Raw genomic sequence first — 20580 nt, 5'->3', positions numbered from 1 at the left:
CGATATGCTCAAAATGATGAGACCTATATTTACCTTACTATTTTTTCTTCTTATCACTGCGTGTAATAAGGACGACGAAACACTGGTGGCCTTGGAACTTACAGGGGCACATATTGGAGACACCTCTCTTGACCCAACTGGCATCACTGAAAATATCGCTATTGACCGATCCATTAGCCTGTCGTTTTCTCACCCGATCAAGCAGTCAAGCATTGCTTCAGCTATTTCATTGAGCAGTGATCAGGCATCCGTACCATTCTCTGCCCATCTACTTTCTGACAATAAAACGATCACCATTACCCCTGAAGGGACACTGCAATCTTCCACAACTTACCTGCTGGAAATAGGCACTTCACTAACCTCCACCGGTGGTGGCGCATTTATGGGCACAACCTTTAATTTCACAACCCAACTCGGCACCTTAGCCGTCACCAATGCTTCCATTCTGGAAAGTGACACCACCACAACAGGTAGGATCCAGCAAGTGCCGGTCAATTTTCAAGCTACTTTTTCTTTTAACCACCCCATAAACGAATCCACCCTACCGGGGGCATTCGACTTATCGGGTCCTACTTCACCTGCTTTACAATTTGAATTGAGCGATAATGATCAGACGGTAACGGTCACATCCAGTTCTCCGCTGACCTATCTCAGTCGCTATACATTGAAAATTTCAGATAGGCTACAAGGGAGCAATGGAGAGCAATTTACAGAAACCAATAGTGAATTTTATTCCGCAATAGATGATACGCCCAAATTCCCCGTATTGTCCGAAGAAGCGTTGCTTACCAAAGTCCAAGAGCAGACATTTCGGTATTTTTGGGACTTTGCCCACCCCACCAGCGGGCTGGTCAGAGAGCGGAATACTGCTGGCAATACGGTAACTATTGGCGGTTCGGGCTTTGGCGTGATGGCCTTGATCGTTGGAGTGGAGAGAGGGTTCATTACCCGACAAGAGGCCCTTGACAGATGGACCAAGATCGTGGACTTTCTGGCGGCTGCCGATCGCTTTCATGGCGCCTGGCCACACTGGATGAACGGCGAAACCGGCAAGACCATTCCTTTCAGTACCAAAGATAATGGGGGAGATTTGGTAGAAACAGCCTTTATGGTTCAGGGACTATTGACCGTCAGGGCTTATCTTGACAGTAGTAATACAGCCGAAAATGAACTGATCGACAAAATCACCCAGCTTTGGGAATCCGTAGAATGGGACTGGTATACCAAAGATGGAAGCAATGTACTTTACTGGCACTGGTCGCCAAACTACGGTTGGGAACAAAACCTCCCGATCCGAGGATACATTGAAAGCCTTATTGTTTATGTCCTGGCCGCTGCTTCTCCCACGCATCCCATCGCTAAGGATGTCTATGAATCCGGATGGGCAAGGAACGGGGAAATCCAAAATGGCAGCAGCTATTTCCAACAACAGCTTCCCTTGGGCGATGAATATGGAGGGCCATTGTTCTTTGCACATTATTCCTTCTTGGGCTTGGATCCAAGAAACCTCTCCGATCAGTATGCGAACTATTGGGAGCAAAACACCGCGCACAGCCTGATCAACCAAGCCTATTGCCAGCAAAACCCGAAAGGTTTCATTGGCTATTCGGACGAAGTATGGGGGCTCACTGCCAGCGACAATCCTAATGGCTACAGCGCCCATTCTCCCACCAATGACCTGGGAGTCATCACGCCTACGGCTGCCCTATCCTCTTTCCCCTATACCCCAGACGCTTCTATGGATGCCCTACAGTTTTTCTATTATAAACTTGGGGATAAGCTATGGGGAGAACATGGATTCTATGATGCCTTTAACATCACCGAAAACTGGTATGCAGATTCCTATCTGGCCATCGATCAAGGACCTATTATCCTCATGATCGAAAATCATCGGACAGGATTGCTTTGGGAAGTATTTATGAAAGATCAGGAAGTACAGAGCGGCTTGGACCGGCTAGGCTTTAGTTACTGACCAAAGCATAAATAGTGATCAGATGTAAAGACCAACAATTAGTGAATTGAGAAGAACAAAAAAATACCACTATGAAAAAATATATCCTCATTATACTGGCCATCGGATGCTTCATAATGGCCTTTAAGCCCTCAGGCAAAACACCTGAACCATACGCCAAAGATCCTTCCATTCAAAAGGCAGATTCTGTTTTGGCCTTAATGACACTGGAAGAAAAAATCGGTCAGCTAAACCTACCCGCTGCTGGTGATTTCACCACTGGCCAAGCGTCAAGTTCCAATATTGCCGAAAAAATAAAAGCAGGTAAAGTCGGCGGGCTTTTTAACATCAAGACCGTAAAAAAAATCCGCGATGTACAGCAGGTGGCCGTGGAAGAAAGCCGCTTGGGCATTCCGCTACTCTTTGGAATGGATGTGATCCACGGTTACGAAACCATTTTCCCCATTCCCCTAGGGCTGTCATGCACCTGGGACATGGACTTGATCAAAAAATCAGCCCAACTTGCTGCCAAAGAAGCCAGTGCCGACGGGATCAACTGGACTTTTTCGCCCATGACGGACATCTCCCGCGAACCACGCTGGGGCCGTGTATCCGAAGGAAGTGGTGAGGATCCGTACTTGGGCGCTCAGATTGCCAAAGCCATGGTAGAAGGCTACCAAGGCAATGACCTGAGCCTAAACAACACCCTGATGGCCTGCGTCAAGCACTTTGCCCTTTATGGAGCACCAGAAGCAGGCAGGGATTATAATACCGTAGACATGAGCCGTCAGCGAATGTACAATGAGTACTTCCCTCCCTACAAAGCCGCAGTGGACGCAGGTGTAGGCACGGTGATGACCGCCTTTAACGAAGTGGAAGGCATCCCCGCAAGTGCCAACAAGTGGCTGATGACTGATTTGTTGCGTGATGAATGGGGCTTTGATGGCTTCGTAGTGACCGATTATACCGCCATCAATGAAATGATCGCCCATGGAATCGGAGACCTCAAGACAGTTTCTGCCAAAGCACTGAAAGCAGGCGTGGACATGGACATGGTGGGCGAAGGCTTCTTGACCACCTTAAAGGCTTCCCTAGAAGAAGGCACGATCACCGAAGCGCAAATCGACGAGGCTTGCAGAAGAATCTTGATCGCCAAATTTAAACTCGGCCTATTCGAAGACCCCTATCGCTATTGTGACCCAGAAAGGTCCGAAACAGAAATATTCAATGCTGAAAACAGGCAAGTTTCACGAGAAATAGCTGCCCAATCCTTCGTCCTGATGAAAAACGAGGATCAAGTATTGCCCCTGAAAAAAAATGGCACCATAGCCCTCATCGGGCCAATGGCAGACAATGCAGAAAACATGACAGGGACATGGAGCGTGGCCGGAAGGTTTAAGGAGTCCATTTCACTCAAGCAAGGCATCCAAAATGCCGTAGGAAACGATATAAAGATCGTAGAAGCCCGTGGCGCCAATGTGGTGGCCGACTCCCTATTGGAATCCAGGGTGAGCGTTTTTGGCAAACCCACTTATCGGGACAACAGACCCGAGGAGGAATTGATCCAAGAAGCCATAGAAGCTGCAAAAGGAGCCGATGTAATCGTTGCGGCCATGGGTGAATCCGCCGAAATGAGCGGGGAATCATCCAGCAGAAGCACCATCGAACTGCCAGCCAACCAACGTCGTCTGTTGAAGGCATTGGCCAAAACGGGCAAGCCGATCGTGATGGTGCTATTTACCGGTCGTCCATTGGCCATCAACTGGGAAGCAGAAAACATCCCTGCGATCCTGAATGTGTGGTTTGGGGGCAGTGAAGCTGGGGATGCCATTGCAGATGTGCTGTTCGGTGAGGTAAACCCTTCTGGGAAATTGACCATGACCTTCCCGCAAAACACGGGACAAATCCCCATTTATTACAACCACAAGAATACTGGCCGGCCCCTACCAGAAGGCCAATGGTTCCAGAAATTCCGCTCCAACTACCTGGATGTATCCAATGAGCCATTGTTTCCATTTGGCTATGGACTTAGCTATACGGAATTTGAATATAAAAACCTAGCACTAAGCACAGACCAGCTAAATGGCGACCAGACCCTTACCGCCAGCATCTCTCTTACCAATGCCGGAAAATACGACGGCAAAGAAGTGGTGCAGCTCTATGTGAGGGATCTGGTGGGCAGCATGACCCGACCTGTCAAGGAGCTTAAAGGTTTTCAGAAGGTCTTCCTTAAAGCGGGAGAAACCAAAGAAATCTCATTTGAACTGCGCCAAGAAGACCTCAAATTCTACAACCACAGCTTGGACTTTGTATTTGAGCCGGGAGAATTTGAAATCATGATCGGCACCAATTCCAGTGAAGTAAGTACTCAAAAGGTCAATTGGGAAGATTAATAGATTGTTGAATGGCGGAATTGAAGAACTGTAGGATCTATTAGTAAAAGCTGATTCATCTATCGATCTTAATTAATTCTTCATGCTTACTTAAGAAAACCTATAAGCTCATTAATTATGCTTAAAAGAAGTTTATTTTTATTGGCTTTTGCCTTGCTGTCTGGTGCCCAAGTGTTTTGCCAGTCAGCAAAGCCCAATATTGTCTTTATCCTTTCTGATGATCACCGCTATGATTTCATGGGATTTACCGGAGCAGTGCCCGGTCTAAAAACCCCCAACATGGATCGAATAGCTGCAGAAGGGGCACATATGAACAACGCCTTTGTGAGTACTTCCCTGTGCTCTCCTAGCCGGGCGTCCATCCTTACCGGCCAGTATGCCCATACCCACACGATTGTGGACAATCAGGCTCCTTTACCGGATGATTTGACCTTTTTCCCGCAGTATTTGCAGGAGATGGGCTATAAAACAGGCTTTTTTGGCAAATGGCACATGGGCAATACCGACGACATGCCCCAGCCTGGTTTTGACCAGTGGGTGAGTTTTCGCGGTCAGGGCACCTATTATAACCCCGTCTTTAACATCAACGGCGAACGTGTCCCCCAACCAGAAGGCAGCTATACTTCCGATCTGCTGACCAATGAGGCACTGGGCTGGCTGAACAGCCTTGGGGAAGAAGAGCCGTTCATGCTGTATCTTTCCCACAAGGCCGTTCATTCCGAATTCCAACCCGCAAAAAGGCACGAAGGGATGTACGACACCTTGCCCATCGTGACTCCTCCTTCCATGTACCTGACCGCCACGGACAGCAGTGAATTTTACGGAGACATCATTCGGGCGCCAGAAACCAAAGTAAACTATAAGGACATCCCAGACTGGGTAAGAAAACAACGATACAGCTGGCATGGAGTGGATTATATGTACCATGGCCAACTTCCTTTTAATGTTTTCTATAAAAGCTATCTGGAAACCCTTATGGCCCTGGACGAAAGTATCGGCCGGGTGATGGATTGGCTCGAAGAAGAGGGATTGGAGGAAAACACCATTGTAGTTTATATGGGAGATAATGGCTTTTCCTTTGGGGAGCATGGCCTGATCGATAAACGACATGCTTACGAAGAATCCATGAAGGTACCTTTGCTGGTAAAATACCCCAAAATGGTAAAACCTGGTATCACCATTGACAAAATGGTCATGAACATAGACATCGCTCCCACTTTACTAGAAGTAGCCGGAATGAGCAGTACTCCCCAGCAGATGCAAGGAGAATCCTTCGTGCCACTTTTGGAGCAGAAAGAGGTGGACTGGCGCGAGAAAGTATTTTATGAATACTATTGGGAAATGGCCTATCCTTCTACACCCACGGTATTTGCCGTGAGGACAGATCAGCACAAGTACATCTTTAACCAAGGCGTCTGGGATATCAACGAACTCTACGACATCCAAAAAGACCCTTACGAGATGAATAACCTGATCAGGGATCCCGAATACAGGGACTTAAGCAAGCGACTTAGGAACGAAGTCTGGGACTGGCTAGAAAACACCGACGGAACCCAAATTCCGTTAAAACCTATCCGCCATCCCAAGCTCGACCACCGCTTTCAGAGAACGTACTAGGGATTGGAGAATTGTAGAAATGGGGATTGAAAGATTGGAGAATCGTAGAACCGTTGCGAACGGAGAATAACAGAGTGAAGCCATCTCGTCTTCGATAGATGGGATGACCACCTCATTCTTCCTGCCGATGACGATAAAAACGAAACGACAGCAGATCAAGGACAATTTATTTCCAATTAAATTACCGTGCTCTTTGTGCTCCTTTTGGTTATAAAACAATTAATAAATGAATACATTGAAAACCTATTTTCCGGTTCTGGTTGCCATCCTGATACTCTGCAGTTCCAGTGGATTATCGGCCCAGGACAAGTCGCTATTTGAAAAACGGGTATTTGTCAATCATAAAGGTGACTCTCTCCTTTACCGAATACTGTATCCTGAAAACTATGACAACGGCAAAAAGTACCCCATGGTGCTTTTTCTCCATGGCGCTGGCGAACGGGGAAGTGACAATGAAAAACAGCTTTCCAATGGTGCTGACCTTTTCCTATCGCCAGAAAATCGAGAACAGTTCCCTGCTATTGTAGTCTTCCCGCAATGCCCGATGGACAAGTACTGGATAGACATCAGCGTCCGCAAGGAGCTCTTCGGCAAAGGTGACCCTGACTTTAGCCAGTCTGTGAAGCAGCCCTCCGAGCAACTGGATCTGGTCAACGAACTGACCAAAAAGCTGATCAAAAAAGAACGGATTGACAAAAAACGCCTTTACGTCATGGGACTGTCTATGGGGGATTTGGCACATTCGAGACACTGGGAAGGTGGCCAAAGAAGTATGCCGCTGCCATCGCCATCTGTGGTGGAGGCAATCTTTCGCTAGCCAAAAAATACGCCCATCACACCTCCCTGTGGATCACCCATGGTGGCAAGGACGATATCGTCCCCCCTATCCTTTCGCAACGGGTATACAAGGTACTCAAAGAAGAAGGAGCTGACGTGAAATACAGCTTCTATCCAGAAGCCAATCACAATGCCTGGGATCCGACTTTTGCCGAGCCGGAATTATTGCCCTGGCTATTCTCAAAACATAAATAACTGTACATCATCATGAATACTCTCTACAAAAGCCCCATTCCTCTCGTATTGGCCATGTTGGCCTTTTGGGGATGTACGCAGGAGGAAACGACTACTAAAAGTCCCGTAAACGCCACTGGATACCCTCGCCACGTAGAACTTACCTGGCCATCTCAAGATGGGGTAAATGAATACGAAGTTTGGGTAAGCTCCGCCAATAATGATTTTAGCAAAAGGGCCACGGTAAAAGACACCATGTACATGGATTTTGTCAATGACCTGGGCAATAACCTGGAACTAAATTACCGTATCACTACCGTTGAATCAGATGGTGAGCACAATGAAATCGGCAGCACCAAAGTGCTGACCAAAGACCTTACCGACGAGCAACTTATCGACATGGTCCAGTATTATACCTTCCGTTATTTTTGGGAAGGAGCCGAGCCAAACTCCGGAATGGCCAGAGAGCGCATCCACATCGACGGGGACTATCCCCAAAATGATCAAAACGTGGTCACCACTGGCGGCACCGGTTTTGGTATATATGGCTTATTGGCGGGCATTGACCGTGGGTGGATCACCCGTGAAGAAGGAGCCGAACGATTTGAAAAGATGGTCACTTTTCTGGAAAAGGCAGATCGCTTTCACGGCGTGTGGCCCCATTGGCTACATGGTAAAACAGGCAAAGTCAAAGCATTTGGCAAGAAGGACGATGGTGGAGACTTGGTGGAGTCTGCCTTTTTGATGCAAGGACTACTAGCGGTGAGGGAATATTATAAAAACGGCTCCGAAAAGGAAAAAGCCATTGCCCATAAAATCGACCAATTATGGAGAGAGATGGAATGGGACTGGTACACCCAAGGTGGCCAAGACGTGCTTTTTTGGCACTGGTCTCCCAACTACGGCTGGGACATGAACTTCCCTCTCGAAGGCTACAACGAATGTCTCATCACCTACGTTCTCGCTGCAGCCTCTCCCACACACTCCGTTCCGGCAAGTGTTTACCATAAAGGCTGGGCGCGAAGTGGCGGTATCAATACGAATGTAGAAGCTTATGGGCATAAACTGACACTAAAGCATAATGGCGCCGAAAAAATGGGCGGACCGCTCTTCTGGGCACACTATTCCTACCATGGCCTCAATCCAAAAGGCTTGGAAGATCGTTATGCCAATTACTGGCAGGAAAACAAAAACCATACGCTGATCAACCGTGCTTGGTGCATCGATAACAAAGATGGCTACAAAGGCTACGGAGAAGACCTCTGGGGTCTTACAGCCAGCTATTCGGTGAATGGCTACGCCGGCCATCGCCCAGGACAAGACCTTGGCGTCATCACTCCCACCGCAGCGCTTTCATCCATGCCCTATACACCACAGGAATCCCTAAAGGTGCTAAAAAACCTTTATTACAATTATGGAGAAAAGGTTTTTGGTCGCTATGGCTTCTATGATGCGCTAAGCCCTGAAGCCAACTATTACCCACAACGGTACTTGGCCATTGACCAAGGTCCCATCGTGGCCATGATCGAAAACCACCGCTCTGGACTCGGGTGGAACCTATTCATGGGAGCACCAGAGATTAAAAAAGGGCTTAAAAAACTGGATTTCACGAGTAATCCCTGAGGTGAGGAATAAGGTGGTAGACATGAGATTGGAAATACTTGTACCGCTATACCCGCTGCTCGGTATTTTCAATGCCGAACCAAAATTATAGAGGATTAGTAATCCGTTTAAACTTCAAAAACACTATAAATCGCCTATTGAACCTATGCCCCTAGAGCTCCGTTTTGCTCTAGGGGCTTTTTTTGCTTAAACTGGAAAAGTCAAGTAGCATGAAAAAGCCCTGAAAGGGCATAGCATCCTTAGCCATGGGCAACGCCCATGGTGAACATCAAAAATAATCTCATTGTTTTAGCAGCCATCATCTTCCTAGCGCTTATAAATTCACGCTAAACCCCAATACACACAAAGAACGCTTTATTACAATATTCAATAGGAAAAAGCATTTTCAAGTTACCTAAAGATCTTTGGCCGCTCTTTCTTATACGCCATGGACACGACCTTGTCAATGCGTCTTTTACGGGTCTCTGGTCGTTTGGCCATAACAATCCAATGTAACGCCATTTTTTTCGTGGATTTGCTCCATTCCGAAAAAGTCTCTTCTGACCCTAGATAGCCTGAAAAAGCAACTTGAAGGTCTTCAGGAATGACCAACGCTTCTACTCCATCGAGTATGGTCCATGATCCATTTTGCTTGGCCGTTTCGATAGCCTCCATCCCAGCCTTCCGCATATGTCCCTGATCCATTAATTGCTTGACCTTTTCCTTATTGATTTGGGACCAGGTGCTGGAAGCTTTTCTTTTGCAAAAAAACTGTTGGTAACTTTCATTACTGATGGATTTTCTTTTGCCGTCTATCCAACCAAAACACAGGGCTTCCTCCACCGCCTCTTCCCATGAAAGAGAGGCTTTTTTGCTTGCCTTCTTGTATTGAATAAGCCAAACAGCCTCTTGTGTTTGGTGATTATCCTCTAACCATTGACGCCAATCCTTGCGGCCGCTTGGGCAAAATGTTTCAATAGCTGTTTTTGTCATAGTTCACTTTTCTTTACCCACTAATTTACTGATCAAGAATGACAACCCTATGTCAGCATCATCGATCTTATCAAAATCCACCTTTATATAAAAATCACTTTGCCCTCAGGGTAAAGGCCTGTCGAAGTGTCCTATTTACAAGGAATGCTAAACCAAAAAAAACAAGAATTATGCATCAATCCCTAAAGTTTATAGATCATGAAAACTCTCTTTTTTTCAGCACCGTTAAGAAGCGAATAGATGACTACTTTGAAGTAAACCAACTATCAAAAAAGGCCAATGGCCCCATGATAGCCAAGACCATTATTTACCTGACCACCTTTGTTCTCCTTTATGTACTGATCCTAACGGAGCTATTTTCCCTCCCCATCACCTTGGTTTTGGCAATGTTTCTCGGAGTGACCATGGCATGTATTGGTTTTAACATCTGCCACGATGCCCTGCACGGTTCCTATTCTTCCAATTCCAAGATCAATACCTCTTTGGGGTTTTTATTCAATGTCATAGGAGCCAGTGAATACGTTTGGCGCATCACCCATAACAAAATCCACCACACCTACACCAATATTATTGGGCATGACGGTGACTTGGACGTAGCGCCCGGGCTGATCAGACTGTCCCCTAAGGACAAAAAGAACAAGGCACATCGCTTCCAGCATATCTATGCTTTTATGCTGTATTCACTGACTTCCTTGTCCTGGTTTTTCAGAAAAGATTACCTCAAATTCTTCCAAAGAACCATTGGTTCCCATACCAATAGACATCCTAAAAGGGAATACGTCAACTTATTTGCCTACAAAGCCATGTACTATACACTCTTCATCATCATTCCATTGGTGGTCATGGACATTACTTGGTGGCAGTTTTTGATCGGGTACCTGTTGATGAATATGGTGGAGGGCCTGGTTTTGGGACTGGTATTCCAGTTGGCCCACTTAGTGGAAGAAACTGAAATGCCCGTTCCGAAAAAGGACAACAATATCGAAGAAGCTTGGGCCATCCACCAGATGCGGACAACAGCGAATTTTGCCGTTAACAGCAAAACGGCCACATTCCTTTGTGGTGGACTGAATTTTCAGGTAGAGCATCACTTATTCCCGACCATCTGTCATATTCACTACCCTGCCATCTCCAAGATGCTAAGGGATACCGCTGCAGAATTTAATGTTCCCTATATCAATAACGGTTCCTTTTTGACCGCATTGGGTTCGCACTATCGATTCCTAAAAAAACATGGACGCGATTAGTAAACATTGGATTTCCATGCATTCCCACCATTCGGAAAACACCTGAACGTCTATTGATCACAAACCTAAAATTGATAGCCCACACCAAACTGCACACCAAACTCGGTCAGCTTCTGGTGGTTACTGGATTTTTGAAACGGGAATAAAGCGTGTTGCTTAAAATTGGGGTTGACAAAAAGGGAAAACTGTTGAAACTCATATTTCCCTCCAACTCCCAGGCTATATCCAATGCCTGCTTGCTTATCAATAAAATCCGGATTATCGGATGCATCAAAATCCAGAAGGGGACCACCATTGACAAAGAAATGCCGCCAAAATGTGTAATGAGCATAGATAGGCACTGAAATAAGGTGAAACTCCTCTTTTTTGCTCTCTACCGGTTCCCCTATAAACTCAGGATGGAATATTGCATTGCTACTGGAATAGTTCACGCCTGTTTCGATAAAAAACCGTTCAGAAATACCTTTCAAGTACCTAAGACCAAATTCCTTGAACCCGGTATTATCATAACCTCCACCTCCATACATTGGTGCTCTGACAAATTCAGCAGCAGCAACGCCATAGTAAACCCTTACTTCATCTGTATTTTGCGCATGGACTGGAGATAGTGTCAATCCAAAAATAACGAAAAGAAAAATTGTAGTTGACTTTAAATTCATAGTTAAATCTGTTTAAGAAAAGTCATAAGATAAGGTATTTCGCGGCAATAAAAAATTCCCGCAATTGTGTGTCAGGGCAAACGCATTTAACATTAATTTCGTGTAGGGCAGCTATCATCCGTGCCGCTGGCACTCCTTCTGGAGGTGGAGGAGGCCTTAACATCCTGCGGATGAATCCGCAGGTTACTAAATCCATCGTGCCGCTGGCACTTTCTCCAAGTTTGCACAATAGAATAGCAGCAGCCTATCGCGGCAAATGCTGAAAGAGCAAGAACACCAGTTGGTTTAGAGGACGAATAAAGCATCGCTCCTGTCTGTCCAAGTGGGGAGAATGATTTAGATAAGTTTAACCCGGAATATCAATATCGTTTAGTTAAGAAGGTTTTCCAATACGGATCGTCCTTTGAGAGAATTATGGTTTTAATCCATAGCCTTTTTTTACATGTATAAAATGGATCCGCCTTGCAGGTATTGGGCGTTAAGAAATTAAAAAGCGGGGGGCAAGAAGGCAGGCTTGTTTGACGAAATGCTGGCCAAAAAGAATGTTGGCAGCTAGAAAAGGAGGAGTTTGCCTGCATGAGGGAAGGTTTTAATTTTAGGCCAATAGATGCACAGCGGCGGGGTTTTTTGGTTACTTTTTTGACCTGCAGCAAAAAAGTAACAAAGGTAAAGAGATGAAAACTATCTTAGAATTTAGCAAGAAAAATAATTAAACCAGTATTTCCAGATACACACTAACTAAACGACATTGCCCGGAATATGCATTAGCCTATCTATTGCGGCCTGACCCGCCGCGGCGGACAAAATCAGCTGCTTCGATGTGAGTCCCTTATTCGACCGTTGGAGCATTCGGTTTTGGGACAGTTGATGGGGGTGTTAAGAAAATGAGTTAGCTCGTACAGCGGACAAGCGAGATCCACTCATTTTTAGCCCATAGGAACGGCAGCTATATATTCAAAATGGGATACTTTTTTAAATGCGTTCGCCCTGAATTGTGTGTCCCTTCCTTTCACTCGGGATATCCTAACTATCACATCACCAAACATAACATATCATTAACACCCAATTAACCTTAAAAAGGTACTTTTGAGAGTTAGCAAGCAAGGGATTCCAGCTTTATTACCCACGGCAAGGAGTAAAAATCAAACCAAAAAGTTGGGCTCGTTTTTAATAGTGCAAAATCAAGGTGTTATGGGGATTATATTGGCAGTAGTAACATTACAGGCGTTGACAAGTGGCTTATTGATTTATCTGAATAAAAGATACAAAGGCGAGGATCTTTATCTGAGTCTTTTTTTCGGAATTATCACTATCCATGTTTTGTACAAAAGCCTCTTGTATTGGATGGTGGATGACCTGGAAGTTTTTGATAAATTACATGGCTGTTTTTCCCTTCTATATGGACCGTTACTATTCTTTTATGTACAGTCCATTCGGCAGAAAAGCATCACCACTTTCCAAATAATCGCCCATTCTTCTCCCTTTTTTGTTGGATTCGGACTGAACATTATGATGGTCATAATGCTCTTGCTAAACAGTACCCCAGAACCCATCATGGAGCTTTACCACCAAGGGGTGCTGATAACTGTCTTTATATCGTTTTCAGCTTATAGCCTGTATACATTCTACTTACTTCACCGTACTCCTATTGAGGATTCTCTAGTTAAACAAAAAGCCACTATCGCCAGACTCATCGCTTCCAGTAACCTTATACTATCCTTTTTGGTGATTTCGGGCTGGATAATGCTGATCTGGGAAATACAACTCCCCATCACTACTCGATACATTTATTATTTTCTGATGTTGGTAATGTTCTATAGCGTCATTCACATAAGGATGCGCATGCTCCTCACTTCCAAACTTTCTGAAAAACCTTCCTCTAAAATAGCCATCCAACCGCAGACCAAATACAAAACCTCTAACATCTCTGGTGAAGAGCTCGCTACCATAATTGAAAAAATCAACCATATTTTTCTAGAAAAAAAACCATTCCTTAATCCGGAATTCAACTTGGACCAACTGGCCAAAGAGCTGGATACTTCCAAGCTAAAGATCACCCAGGCACTCAATATCCACTTAGGCCAAAACTTCTACCAATTCGTCAACGCTGCACGGATCGAAGAATCCAAAAACCTCCTCCAGCAGCCCAATGAGGATAACCTTACCGTAGTGGGCTATGAAAGCGGGTTTAAATCAAAATCCACTTTTTACAAATACTTCAAAGAAGCAACTGGGCGCAGTCCCAGCGATTATAAAAAATCCCTGCAAGTCAACGCATAAGCCTTTACCTGAGCCATTTTACCTATGCTCGATCGAGCTCTATTCCTCGCCATCGAAGCATGACGAAGCAATCTCGTATACCAAAAAGGAGATTGCTTCATTGCATTGTCCCTCGCTCCCTTCGGCTTCGCTCCCTTCGGCTTCGCTCAGGGGCGAAGGGTGAGGGGACTGAGGAGCGAGGGGACGGAGGGAGCAATCCCGTATTGATATCAATTTATGATCAAACTCAGGTTATTAAACCTTCAAATTAATCACCAAAATCTCCCTCAACCCTAAAATTATCCGTCCTTCACTTTTTCATAATCATTAATTAACAATGAATAAAAGACTATAAACCAACAACTTACAGTACATTTCTCATTGGAATAGTACGGATAAATTTACACGGACGACTTCAATAGCTGTAAACTATAGGTTTGTTGAAAAATCACTAAGCACATGAAAAAACATTTACCATTATTCTTGACCTTACTGATCTGGGCCACCCACACCATGGCCCAAAGTCAGGCATCTTTGTCAGGAAGTGTATCCGATCAGACGGGCTACCTTCCTGGCGTAAACGTACTGGTGATGGAAACCAGTCAAGGAGCCCCAACGGACCTTAGCGGGAAATTTGAAATCTCCAACCTCCCCACAGGTAAAGCGACCTTAAGGGTCAGTTATTTGGGTTTTGAAACCCTCACCCAGGAAATCGACCTGAAAGCTGGCACCAACTCCCTGGGAGATATACGGCTAACAGAAGCTTCTGGCGATCTGGAAGAATACGTGATCCAAGGAACCATGGTACCTTCCCAGCTAAAGGCCATCTCCATCAAAAAGAATTCACTGGCCATCATGGATGTCATTGCCGCTGATGCCATTGGTAAATTGCCGGACAGAAATGCTGCCGAAGCCGTACAGCGTCTTCCTGCCGCCAGTGTAAACCGTTACCACGGTGAAGCCAATCAGGTCAGTGTCCGTGGCACGCCCTATTCGTGGTCTTCCACGCTTTATAACGGTACCAGGCTGCCCAGTTCCAACTTTAACGGCAATAGAAATGCGCTTTTGGACGCCATTCCCGCCGAGATGATCCAGTACATACAATTATCCAAGGCCATCACTCCTGATATGGAAGGTGATGCCATCGGCGGATCCATCAACTTCGTGACACGATCAGCACCCCAAGACAGGACACTTAATGTCAGCGCAGCAGGTGGATACAACCAGAAATCCCAAAACGGAAGCTATAATGCATCCATCGTCTATGGCGACCGTTTCTTTAACGATAAGTTTGGGATCATCTTGGCCGCATCCATCTGGAACAGGAATTTCTCTTCTGACGAAATTGCATTGGACTACAACCTTAACAGCGCTGTCCCTGCTGAGCGGTACAGCATCAACACGATGAACGCCAAACGGTACTTTGGAACCCGCCGCACCACTGCACTCAATGCAGCGCTGGAATACAAATTCAACGCTGACCATAAACTGTTTGCCCGAATCGTTCAGGACCAATTTGATGACATTCGTCCTGTATATGAAACGTATTATGAATTCGACGAAAACCGTTACCGCTACAGTAACAGGGAATCTGAATACCGCACCTACCTGAAAGGCTATGAAGTAGGCGGTGACCACCATTTGGGCACCAACTTCAAGATGGACTGGAAATTATCCTCCTACGACAGCTACTATAATCTGGATACTCCACCAAGCATGCCGAGTGACCTAAAAGGCCTGCCCATTGCGCAGTTTTACCAAAACCTAGAAGGGGATTTTGGTGGCCGCTCTGCTGACGGACACGTCTACAACGCCTTCGATGCTCCAGATGGCAAAGGGATCACTCCGCTCAATTTTGACCCTGAGCTGACCAATGAAAATGACTTTCTAGATCCCAATAGGCTGACTTTGCAGCAATTGATCATTTATCAGATCGATCAACGGGATCGGGACAATGTGGCCCAGATGAACTTCACTTGGGATGTAAATCCAGCATTTACCCTAAAGGCAGGCGGCAAATTCAGGTTTAAGAAAAACGAAGCCCAGCAGACTCCTCTCGTATTCCTGCCCAATGCCCTATTGGGAATTCCGGGCGCTGCGCCGTTGCGCGCATTGAGTGAATTTCAGCGGATGGACTTCCCGGCTCCGGGCACCTTCTTCCAAGAGCTCAATGGACAGTTTGATGACTTGGCCATCCAGCCAATGCCACAGGATCAGACCTTCGAGATTTTCTCTCCGGAATTTATGGAAGCAAACGACATCAACAACTACTCTCCTGCTTCCAATGCCACCACCAAATATAACGGTACCGAAGACGTATATGCAGGCTATATCATGGGTACTTATAACCTCACGGACCAAGTTCAGCTAATCGGAGGTTTTAGAAATGAATTCACCAAGCTTACCATGAACAGCTTTGCCTACGATGATGAAACGGACGAAGTAAACCCGATCTCTAGGGACAACGACTACAATGCGTTCCTTCCGATGTTCCATGTAAAATACAGTCCCAAAGAACAAGTAAACCTCCGTGCCGCTTTTACTAGGACATTTAGCCGGCCAAACTTCGGTAGCCTCAGCCCTTCTGAGAGCATCGATACCTCGACAGGAATTCCGCGCATCTCACGGGGAAATACCGAATTGCTCCCTACTTTTTCCAATAATTTTGACCTGATGGGGGAATGGTTCCTTGCAGATATTGGGATGATCACTGCTGGGGTATTCTATAAGGACATCGACGACTTCATCTTTACCGACCTATCGGCCGAAACCATCGATGGCACCAGTTACCTTGTTTCCCAACCAAAGAACCTTCAAAGTGCTTATTTGGTAGGCTTCGAAATGGGCATCACCAAAAGATTCAGCACATTACCTGGCTTTTGGAGCGGGTTTGGAGTGGATGTCAATTACAGCAGGATCCATTCCGAACTGGAAGTACCAAGGCTAGATGATGAAGGGTCGGTCATATCCACCGACATCACCACGCTGCCTAGCCAATCCAGTAACCTGTTCAATACTTCCTTGTTTTATGAAAAAAGTGGGCTGATGCTACGACTGGCAGGAAACTTCCGAGGAGCATCCGTGGAGACCATCAACCAAAACCTTGGTCCTGACTTTTATGTCCATGTGGACAATAACTTCACCGTAGATTTCTCTGCTGCCTATTCCATCACGGATAAAATCAAGGCCTTTGCAGAAATCAGGAACTTGACCAATGAACCTTATGCCCAATACCTCGGTGACAACAAGGACCGTATCATCTCCAGCGAGTGGTACGCAACCAATGGACAAGCCGGAATCAGATTTATCATCTTCTAAACCAATTAATTATGAAATTAGTAAAAGCAATCATCGCAACCACAGCCCTATTGGCTTCCTTTTCGGCACATGCCCAGAAAAACCTGGGACTGGAGGCAAGTCCTAACTTCCGCGAACTCGGAGGCATAGAAACCACAAACGGAAAAACCCTCAAAGACCACCTGATCTATCGGTCGGGGAGCTTCACCAGCTTGCCTGAAGAGGACAAAGAAAAGCTGGCAGAAACCGGCATCACGACCGTCATTGACTTTAGGTCTGACTATGAGATCGAGCGTGAACCAGACGATATCCCTACTTCCCTAGGAGCAGAGTGGATCAACAGCCCCATTGGCAATATCGATCCCAAATCCATGCAGCAGTTTATGAAAGTATTAACGGGACCTAGCTTTTCCACTGACCAAGTGGACAGCTTGATGATCGCTGCCAACAAAGGATTTGTGGATAATATCACAGACTTTAAGCCCTTGTTTGATCACCTCTTGGAAAAGGATGAGGTTGTGCTCTTCCATTGCAGTGCCGGTAAGGACCGTACGGGATTTGCCTCCTCACTGATCTTGCACACGCTGGGAGCTGACTGGGACACCATCATGGCCGATTACCTTCGCTCCAATGAAGCGGTAGGTAAAATCGATCATTCCAAACTGAAAATGTACGGCATTCCAGAAGAACGTGCAGCATACATGATGGGGGTCAAAGCTCCTTATTTGGAAGCTGCTTGGGATGGTATCCGTGAGAAATACGGTGATGTGGACACCATGCTGGAAGAAGAACTGGGCATTGGAAAAAAGGAGAAAAAACAGCTTAGAAAAAAATACCTGAGCAAAAAATAACAGCGTAAAAACAACCTAAAGAATCATCAGTCTATATTTTCAAAAAGCAATCCGACCGTTCGGATTGCTTTTTTAATTAAACCTTAGGTCAATCCTTACCATTGCTGGGGATTACTTCTGTACATACCTCCCCAAATCCCACTCTGACATCGTCCTTTTCGGCATAACCTCTCATCTTCACGGTATCCCCATCCTCGATAAACGAACGCTCCGCTCCACAATCCAGTCGCAATGGCCTTGTTCCCTTCCAAGCCAATTCCAACATCGATCCAAAGCTGTCTTCTGTGGGGCCAGAGATCGTTCCGGAAGCATACATATCGCCTACATTGATATTACAGCCATTTACTGTCTGGTGAGCCAGCTGCTGGGCGATGTTCCAATAAAGGTATTTGTAATTGGAGCGACAGACTTGGGTTTCTTTTGCTTCTTTTGGCTGGATAAAAACTTCCAAATTGATATCGAAGCTGTGGTCCTTTTCGCATTGGAGATAAGGTAGCAAATCCTCCTCGGGGCTGGGCGAACCCGTCCTGAATGGCTCTAATGCTTCGATGGTCACCACCCAAGGAGAAACGCTGGAGGCAAAACTTTTGCCCAAAAACGGCCCCAGGGGCACATATTCCCATGCCTGAATGTCCCTTGCCGACCAGTCATTAAAAAGCACTAAACCAAAGATACTATCTTCGGCCTCTTCGGTCTTGATGCGCTCCCCCATTTTGGTGTTTTTCCCAGTGATAAAAGCTACTTCCAACTCAAAATCCAAGCACTTACTCGGCCCAAAGGAAGGCCTGTCGGCATCGGGGTCTTTGAACTGTCCTTTTGGACGATGGATCGGAGTACCTGAAGGAACGATGGAGGAGGCTCTTCCGTGGTAGCCCACTGGTAAGTGTTTCCAATTGGGCATCAGGGCATTTTCTGGATCGCGAAACATGGTCCCCACATTGGTAGCATGCTCCTTACTACTATAGAAATCCGTATAATCCCCCACTTTCACCGGCATTAGCATCACGGCTTCTTTACGGTTGACCATTACTTTACCGCGGGCTCGATGATCTTTCAGTGCTGAATTATCCTCCAACAATAACTGCTGTACCACCTCCCGGACTTTGCGGGTAATGGGTTTTCCCAACGCGATAAATCCATTGAGACTATCCTGTAAAAACGTATCGTCTGCTAAGTGCATGGACGAAAAGAAACCTTCTTGATGAAGAATGTGTAGATCCACAATCTTGTCCCCAATGGCCATACCTATTCTGGGGGAAAGTCTTTTGTTTTTAAAAATGCCAAAGGGCAAATTATAAATAGTAAAATCTGAATTTTTTGGGATTTGCACCCAGCTTTTCAATGCCTTTACTTTCTGCTCTTTCATTTGCATTCGGTGATTAGGGTATGGTCAAAAGTTACCTTGCAGCCCAAACCAACCTTTCCTCTTTCAGGGAGGGCGCGTTTTAACTGGTTTGGCTTTGTCAGAATACTTGCTGGTTCTTACAAAATTAACACTATCCATGTATAAAAAAACTTATGGGACGATTGGCTCCAAGAAGATTTGCCCAATTTTGGCAAATTGTGCAATATCTATACCCGCAATGACACCGGTAATCACAGAAATGGGAAAGAGGCTCTCACAGAAACCCCGGAAATCCCAGAAAAACCTTATTTCATTCGGGGAGTGCTGTGCGTCAGGGCAAACGCATTTAACATTAATTTCGTGTAGGGCAGCTATCATCCGTGCCGCTGGCACTCCTTCTGGAGGTAGAGGAGGCCTTAACATCCAGCGGATGAATCCGCAGGTTACTAAATCCATCGTGCCGCTGGCACTTTCTCCATGTTTGTACAATAAAATAGCAACAGCCTATCGCAGAAAATGCTGAAAAGAGCAAGGACATCAGTTGGTTTAGAGGACGAATAAAGCATCGCATCTGTCTGCCCAGGTGGGGAGAATGATTTAGATGAGTTTAACCCGGAATATCAATATCGTTTAGTTAAGAAGATTTCCCAATACGGATCGTCCATTGAGAGAATTATGGTTTTAATCCATCGTCTTTTTAAACATGTATAAAATGGATCCGCCTTGCAGGTATTGGGCGTTAAGAAATTAAAAAGCGGGTGGGCAAGAAGGCAGGCTTGTTTGACGAAATACTGGCCAAAAAGAATGTTGGCAGCTAAAAAGGAGGAGTTTGCCTGCATGAGGGAAGGTTTTAATTTTAGACCAATAGATGCACAGCGGCGGGGTTTTTTGGTTACTTTTTTGACCTGCAGCAAAAAAGTAACAAAGGTAAAGAGATGAAAACTATCTTAGAATTTAGCAAGAAAAATAATTAAACCAATATTTCCAGATACACACTAACTAAACGACATTGCCCGGAATATGCATTAGCCTATCTATTGCGGACTGATCCGCCGCGGCGGACAAAATCAGTCGCTTCGATGTGAGTCCATTATTCGACCGTTGGAGCATTCGGTTTTGGGACAGTTGATGAGGGTGTTAAGAAAATGAGTTAGCTCGTACAGGGGACAAGCCAGATCCACTCATTTTTAGCCCATAGGAACGGCAGATATATATTCAAGCTGGGATACTTTTTTAAATGCGTTCGCCCTGTGCTGTGCGTTCCGTGAGCAATAAAATCAACTGGAAAGAAAGCGAATAACCAAATTCTGCAAACTCCATGTTAATTTTCAGGTTTACTTCTGGCTGTAGGTGAC

13 protein-coding genes are annotated in these 20580 nt (G+C 45.7%); 10 read left to right on the top strand and 3 right to left on the bottom strand.

The window, feature by feature from the left end:
• The first annotated feature begins 13 nt into the window (after positions 1-13).
• From DN752_RS18475 to DN752_RS18455, 6 genes are all read left to right on the top strand, one after another.
• Entirely contained in the window at positions 14-1972 is a 1959-nt protein-coding gene (locus DN752_RS18475; RefSeq protein WP_245949303.1) for a glucoamylase family protein, read from the top strand.
• Positions 1973-2043: 71 nt separating this feature from the next.
• Complete coding sequence (bglX, locus tag DN752_RS18470; RefSeq protein ID WP_112785334.1) at positions 2044-4344, top strand: beta-glucosidase BglX; 2301 nt, start codon at positions 2044-2046, stop codon at positions 4342-4344.
• Between the two features lie 117 nt (positions 4345-4461).
• Entirely contained in the window at positions 4462-5961 is a 1500-nt protein-coding gene (locus DN752_RS18465) for a sulfatase family protein (protein WP_112785333.1), read from the top strand.
• A 226-nt stretch (positions 5962-6187) separates the two neighbouring features.
• Positions 6188-6778: a carboxylesterase family protein gene (locus DN752_RS18460; protein WP_245949301.1), complete on the top strand. Its 591-nt coding sequence runs from the start codon at positions 6188-6190 to the stop codon at positions 6776-6778.
• A complete protein-coding gene (locus DN752_RS25265; RefSeq protein ID WP_317048535.1) occupies positions 6712-6993 on the top strand; it encodes a carboxylesterase family protein in 282 nt (93 codons plus the stop codon). The genes DN752_RS18460 and DN752_RS25265 overlap by 67 nt, the downstream gene beginning before the upstream one ends.
• Positions 6994-7005: 12 nt before the next feature.
• A complete protein-coding gene (locus DN752_RS18455; RefSeq protein WP_211324068.1) occupies positions 7006-8595 on the top strand; it encodes a glucoamylase family protein in 1590 nt (529 codons plus the stop codon).
• Positions 8596-8985: 390 nt separating this feature from the next.
• Here DN752_RS18455 and DN752_RS18450 read toward each other — a convergent pair whose 3' ends face one another.
• The gene (locus DN752_RS18450) at positions 8986-9567 is read right to left on the bottom strand and encodes a YdeI/OmpD-associated family protein (protein ID WP_112785332.1); all 582 of its coding nucleotides are present in this window, start codon (positions 9565-9567) and stop codon (positions 8986-8988) included.
• A 170-nt stretch (positions 9568-9737) separates the two neighbouring features.
• Between DN752_RS18450 and DN752_RS18445 the strand changes: the two genes are divergently transcribed.
• Complete coding sequence (locus DN752_RS18445) at positions 9738-10814, top strand: fatty acid desaturase family protein (protein WP_112785331.1); 1077 nt, start codon at positions 9738-9740, stop codon at positions 10812-10814.
• A gap of 65 nt (positions 10815-10879) precedes the next feature.
• On the opposite strand, the gene DN752_RS18440 is transcribed toward DN752_RS18445, so the two are convergent.
• Positions 10880-11473 (bottom strand): porin family protein, encoded by a 594-nt coding sequence (locus DN752_RS18440; RefSeq protein WP_112785330.1) that lies wholly within the window; start codon positions 11471-11473, stop codon positions 10880-10882.
• A gap of 1191 nt (positions 11474-12664) precedes the next feature.
• On the opposite strand from DN752_RS18440, the gene DN752_RS18435 reads away from it, so the two are divergent.
• From DN752_RS18435 to DN752_RS18425, 3 genes are all read left to right on the top strand, one after another.
• Positions 12665-13753 (top strand): AraC family transcriptional regulator, encoded by a 1089-nt coding sequence (locus DN752_RS18435; RefSeq protein ID WP_112785329.1) that lies wholly within the window; start codon positions 12665-12667, stop codon positions 13751-13753.
• A 438-nt stretch (positions 13754-14191) separates the two neighbouring features.
• Complete coding sequence (locus DN752_RS18430) at positions 14192-17050, top strand: TonB-dependent receptor (protein WP_112785328.1); 2859 nt, start codon at positions 14192-14194, stop codon at positions 17048-17050.
• Positions 17051-17061: 11 nt separating this feature from the next.
• Positions 17062-17880: a tyrosine-protein phosphatase gene (locus tag DN752_RS18425; RefSeq protein ID WP_112785327.1), complete on the top strand. Its 819-nt coding sequence runs from the start codon at positions 17062-17064 to the stop codon at positions 17878-17880.
• A gap of 88 nt (positions 17881-17968) precedes the next feature.
• Here DN752_RS18425 and fahA read toward each other — a convergent pair whose 3' ends face one another.
• A complete protein-coding gene (gene fahA, locus DN752_RS18420; protein WP_211324067.1) occupies positions 17969-19246 on the bottom strand; it encodes a fumarylacetoacetase in 1278 nt (425 codons plus the stop codon).
• Positions 19247-20580 lie beyond the last annotated feature (1334 nt).

It is taken from the genome of Echinicola strongylocentroti (assembly GCF_003260975.1).
GTDB lineage: Bacteria > Bacteroidota > Bacteroidia > Cytophagales > Cyclobacteriaceae > Echinicola > Echinicola strongylocentroti.
This window is presented reverse-complemented; position numbering and strand designations above follow the sequence as displayed.

Coding starts and splice junctions, on each gene's coding strand:
- DN752_RS18475 (WP_245949303.1), top strand. CDS start 14: ATGATGAGACCTATATTTACCTTACTATTTTTTCTTCTTATCACTGCG.
- bglX (WP_112785334.1), top strand. CDS start 2,044: ATGAAAAAATATATCCTCATTATACTGGCCATCGGATGCTTCATAATG.
- DN752_RS18465 (WP_112785333.1), top strand. CDS start 4,462: ATGCTTAAAAGAAGTTTATTTTTATTGGCTTTTGCCTTGCTGTCTGGT.
- DN752_RS18460 (WP_245949301.1), top strand. CDS start 6,188: ATGAATACATTGAAAACCTATTTTCCGGTTCTGGTTGCCATCCTGATA.
- DN752_RS18455 (WP_211324068.1), top strand. CDS start 7,006: ATGAATACTCTCTACAAAAGCCCCATTCCTCTCGTATTGGCCATGTTG.
- DN752_RS18450 (WP_112785332.1), bottom strand. CDS start 9,567: ATGACAAAAACAGCTATTGAAACATTTTGCCCAAGCGGCCGCAAGGAT.
- DN752_RS18445 (WP_112785331.1), top strand. CDS start 9,738: ATGCATCAATCCCTAAAGTTTATAGATCATGAAAACTCTCTTTTTTTC.
- DN752_RS18440 (WP_112785330.1), bottom strand. CDS start 11,473: ATGAATTTAAAGTCAACTACAATTTTTCTTTTCGTTATTTTTGGATTG.
- DN752_RS18435 (WP_112785329.1), top strand. CDS start 12,665: ATGGGGATTATATTGGCAGTAGTAACATTACAGGCGTTGACAAGTGGC.
- DN752_RS18430 (WP_112785328.1), top strand. CDS start 14,192: ATGAAAAAACATTTACCATTATTCTTGACCTTACTGATCTGGGCCACC.
- DN752_RS18425 (WP_112785327.1), top strand. CDS start 17,062: ATGAAATTAGTAAAAGCAATCATCGCAACCACAGCCCTATTGGCTTCC.
- fahA (WP_211324067.1), bottom strand. CDS start 19,246: ATGAAAGAGCAGAAAGTAAAGGCATTGAAAAGCTGGGTGCAAATCCCA.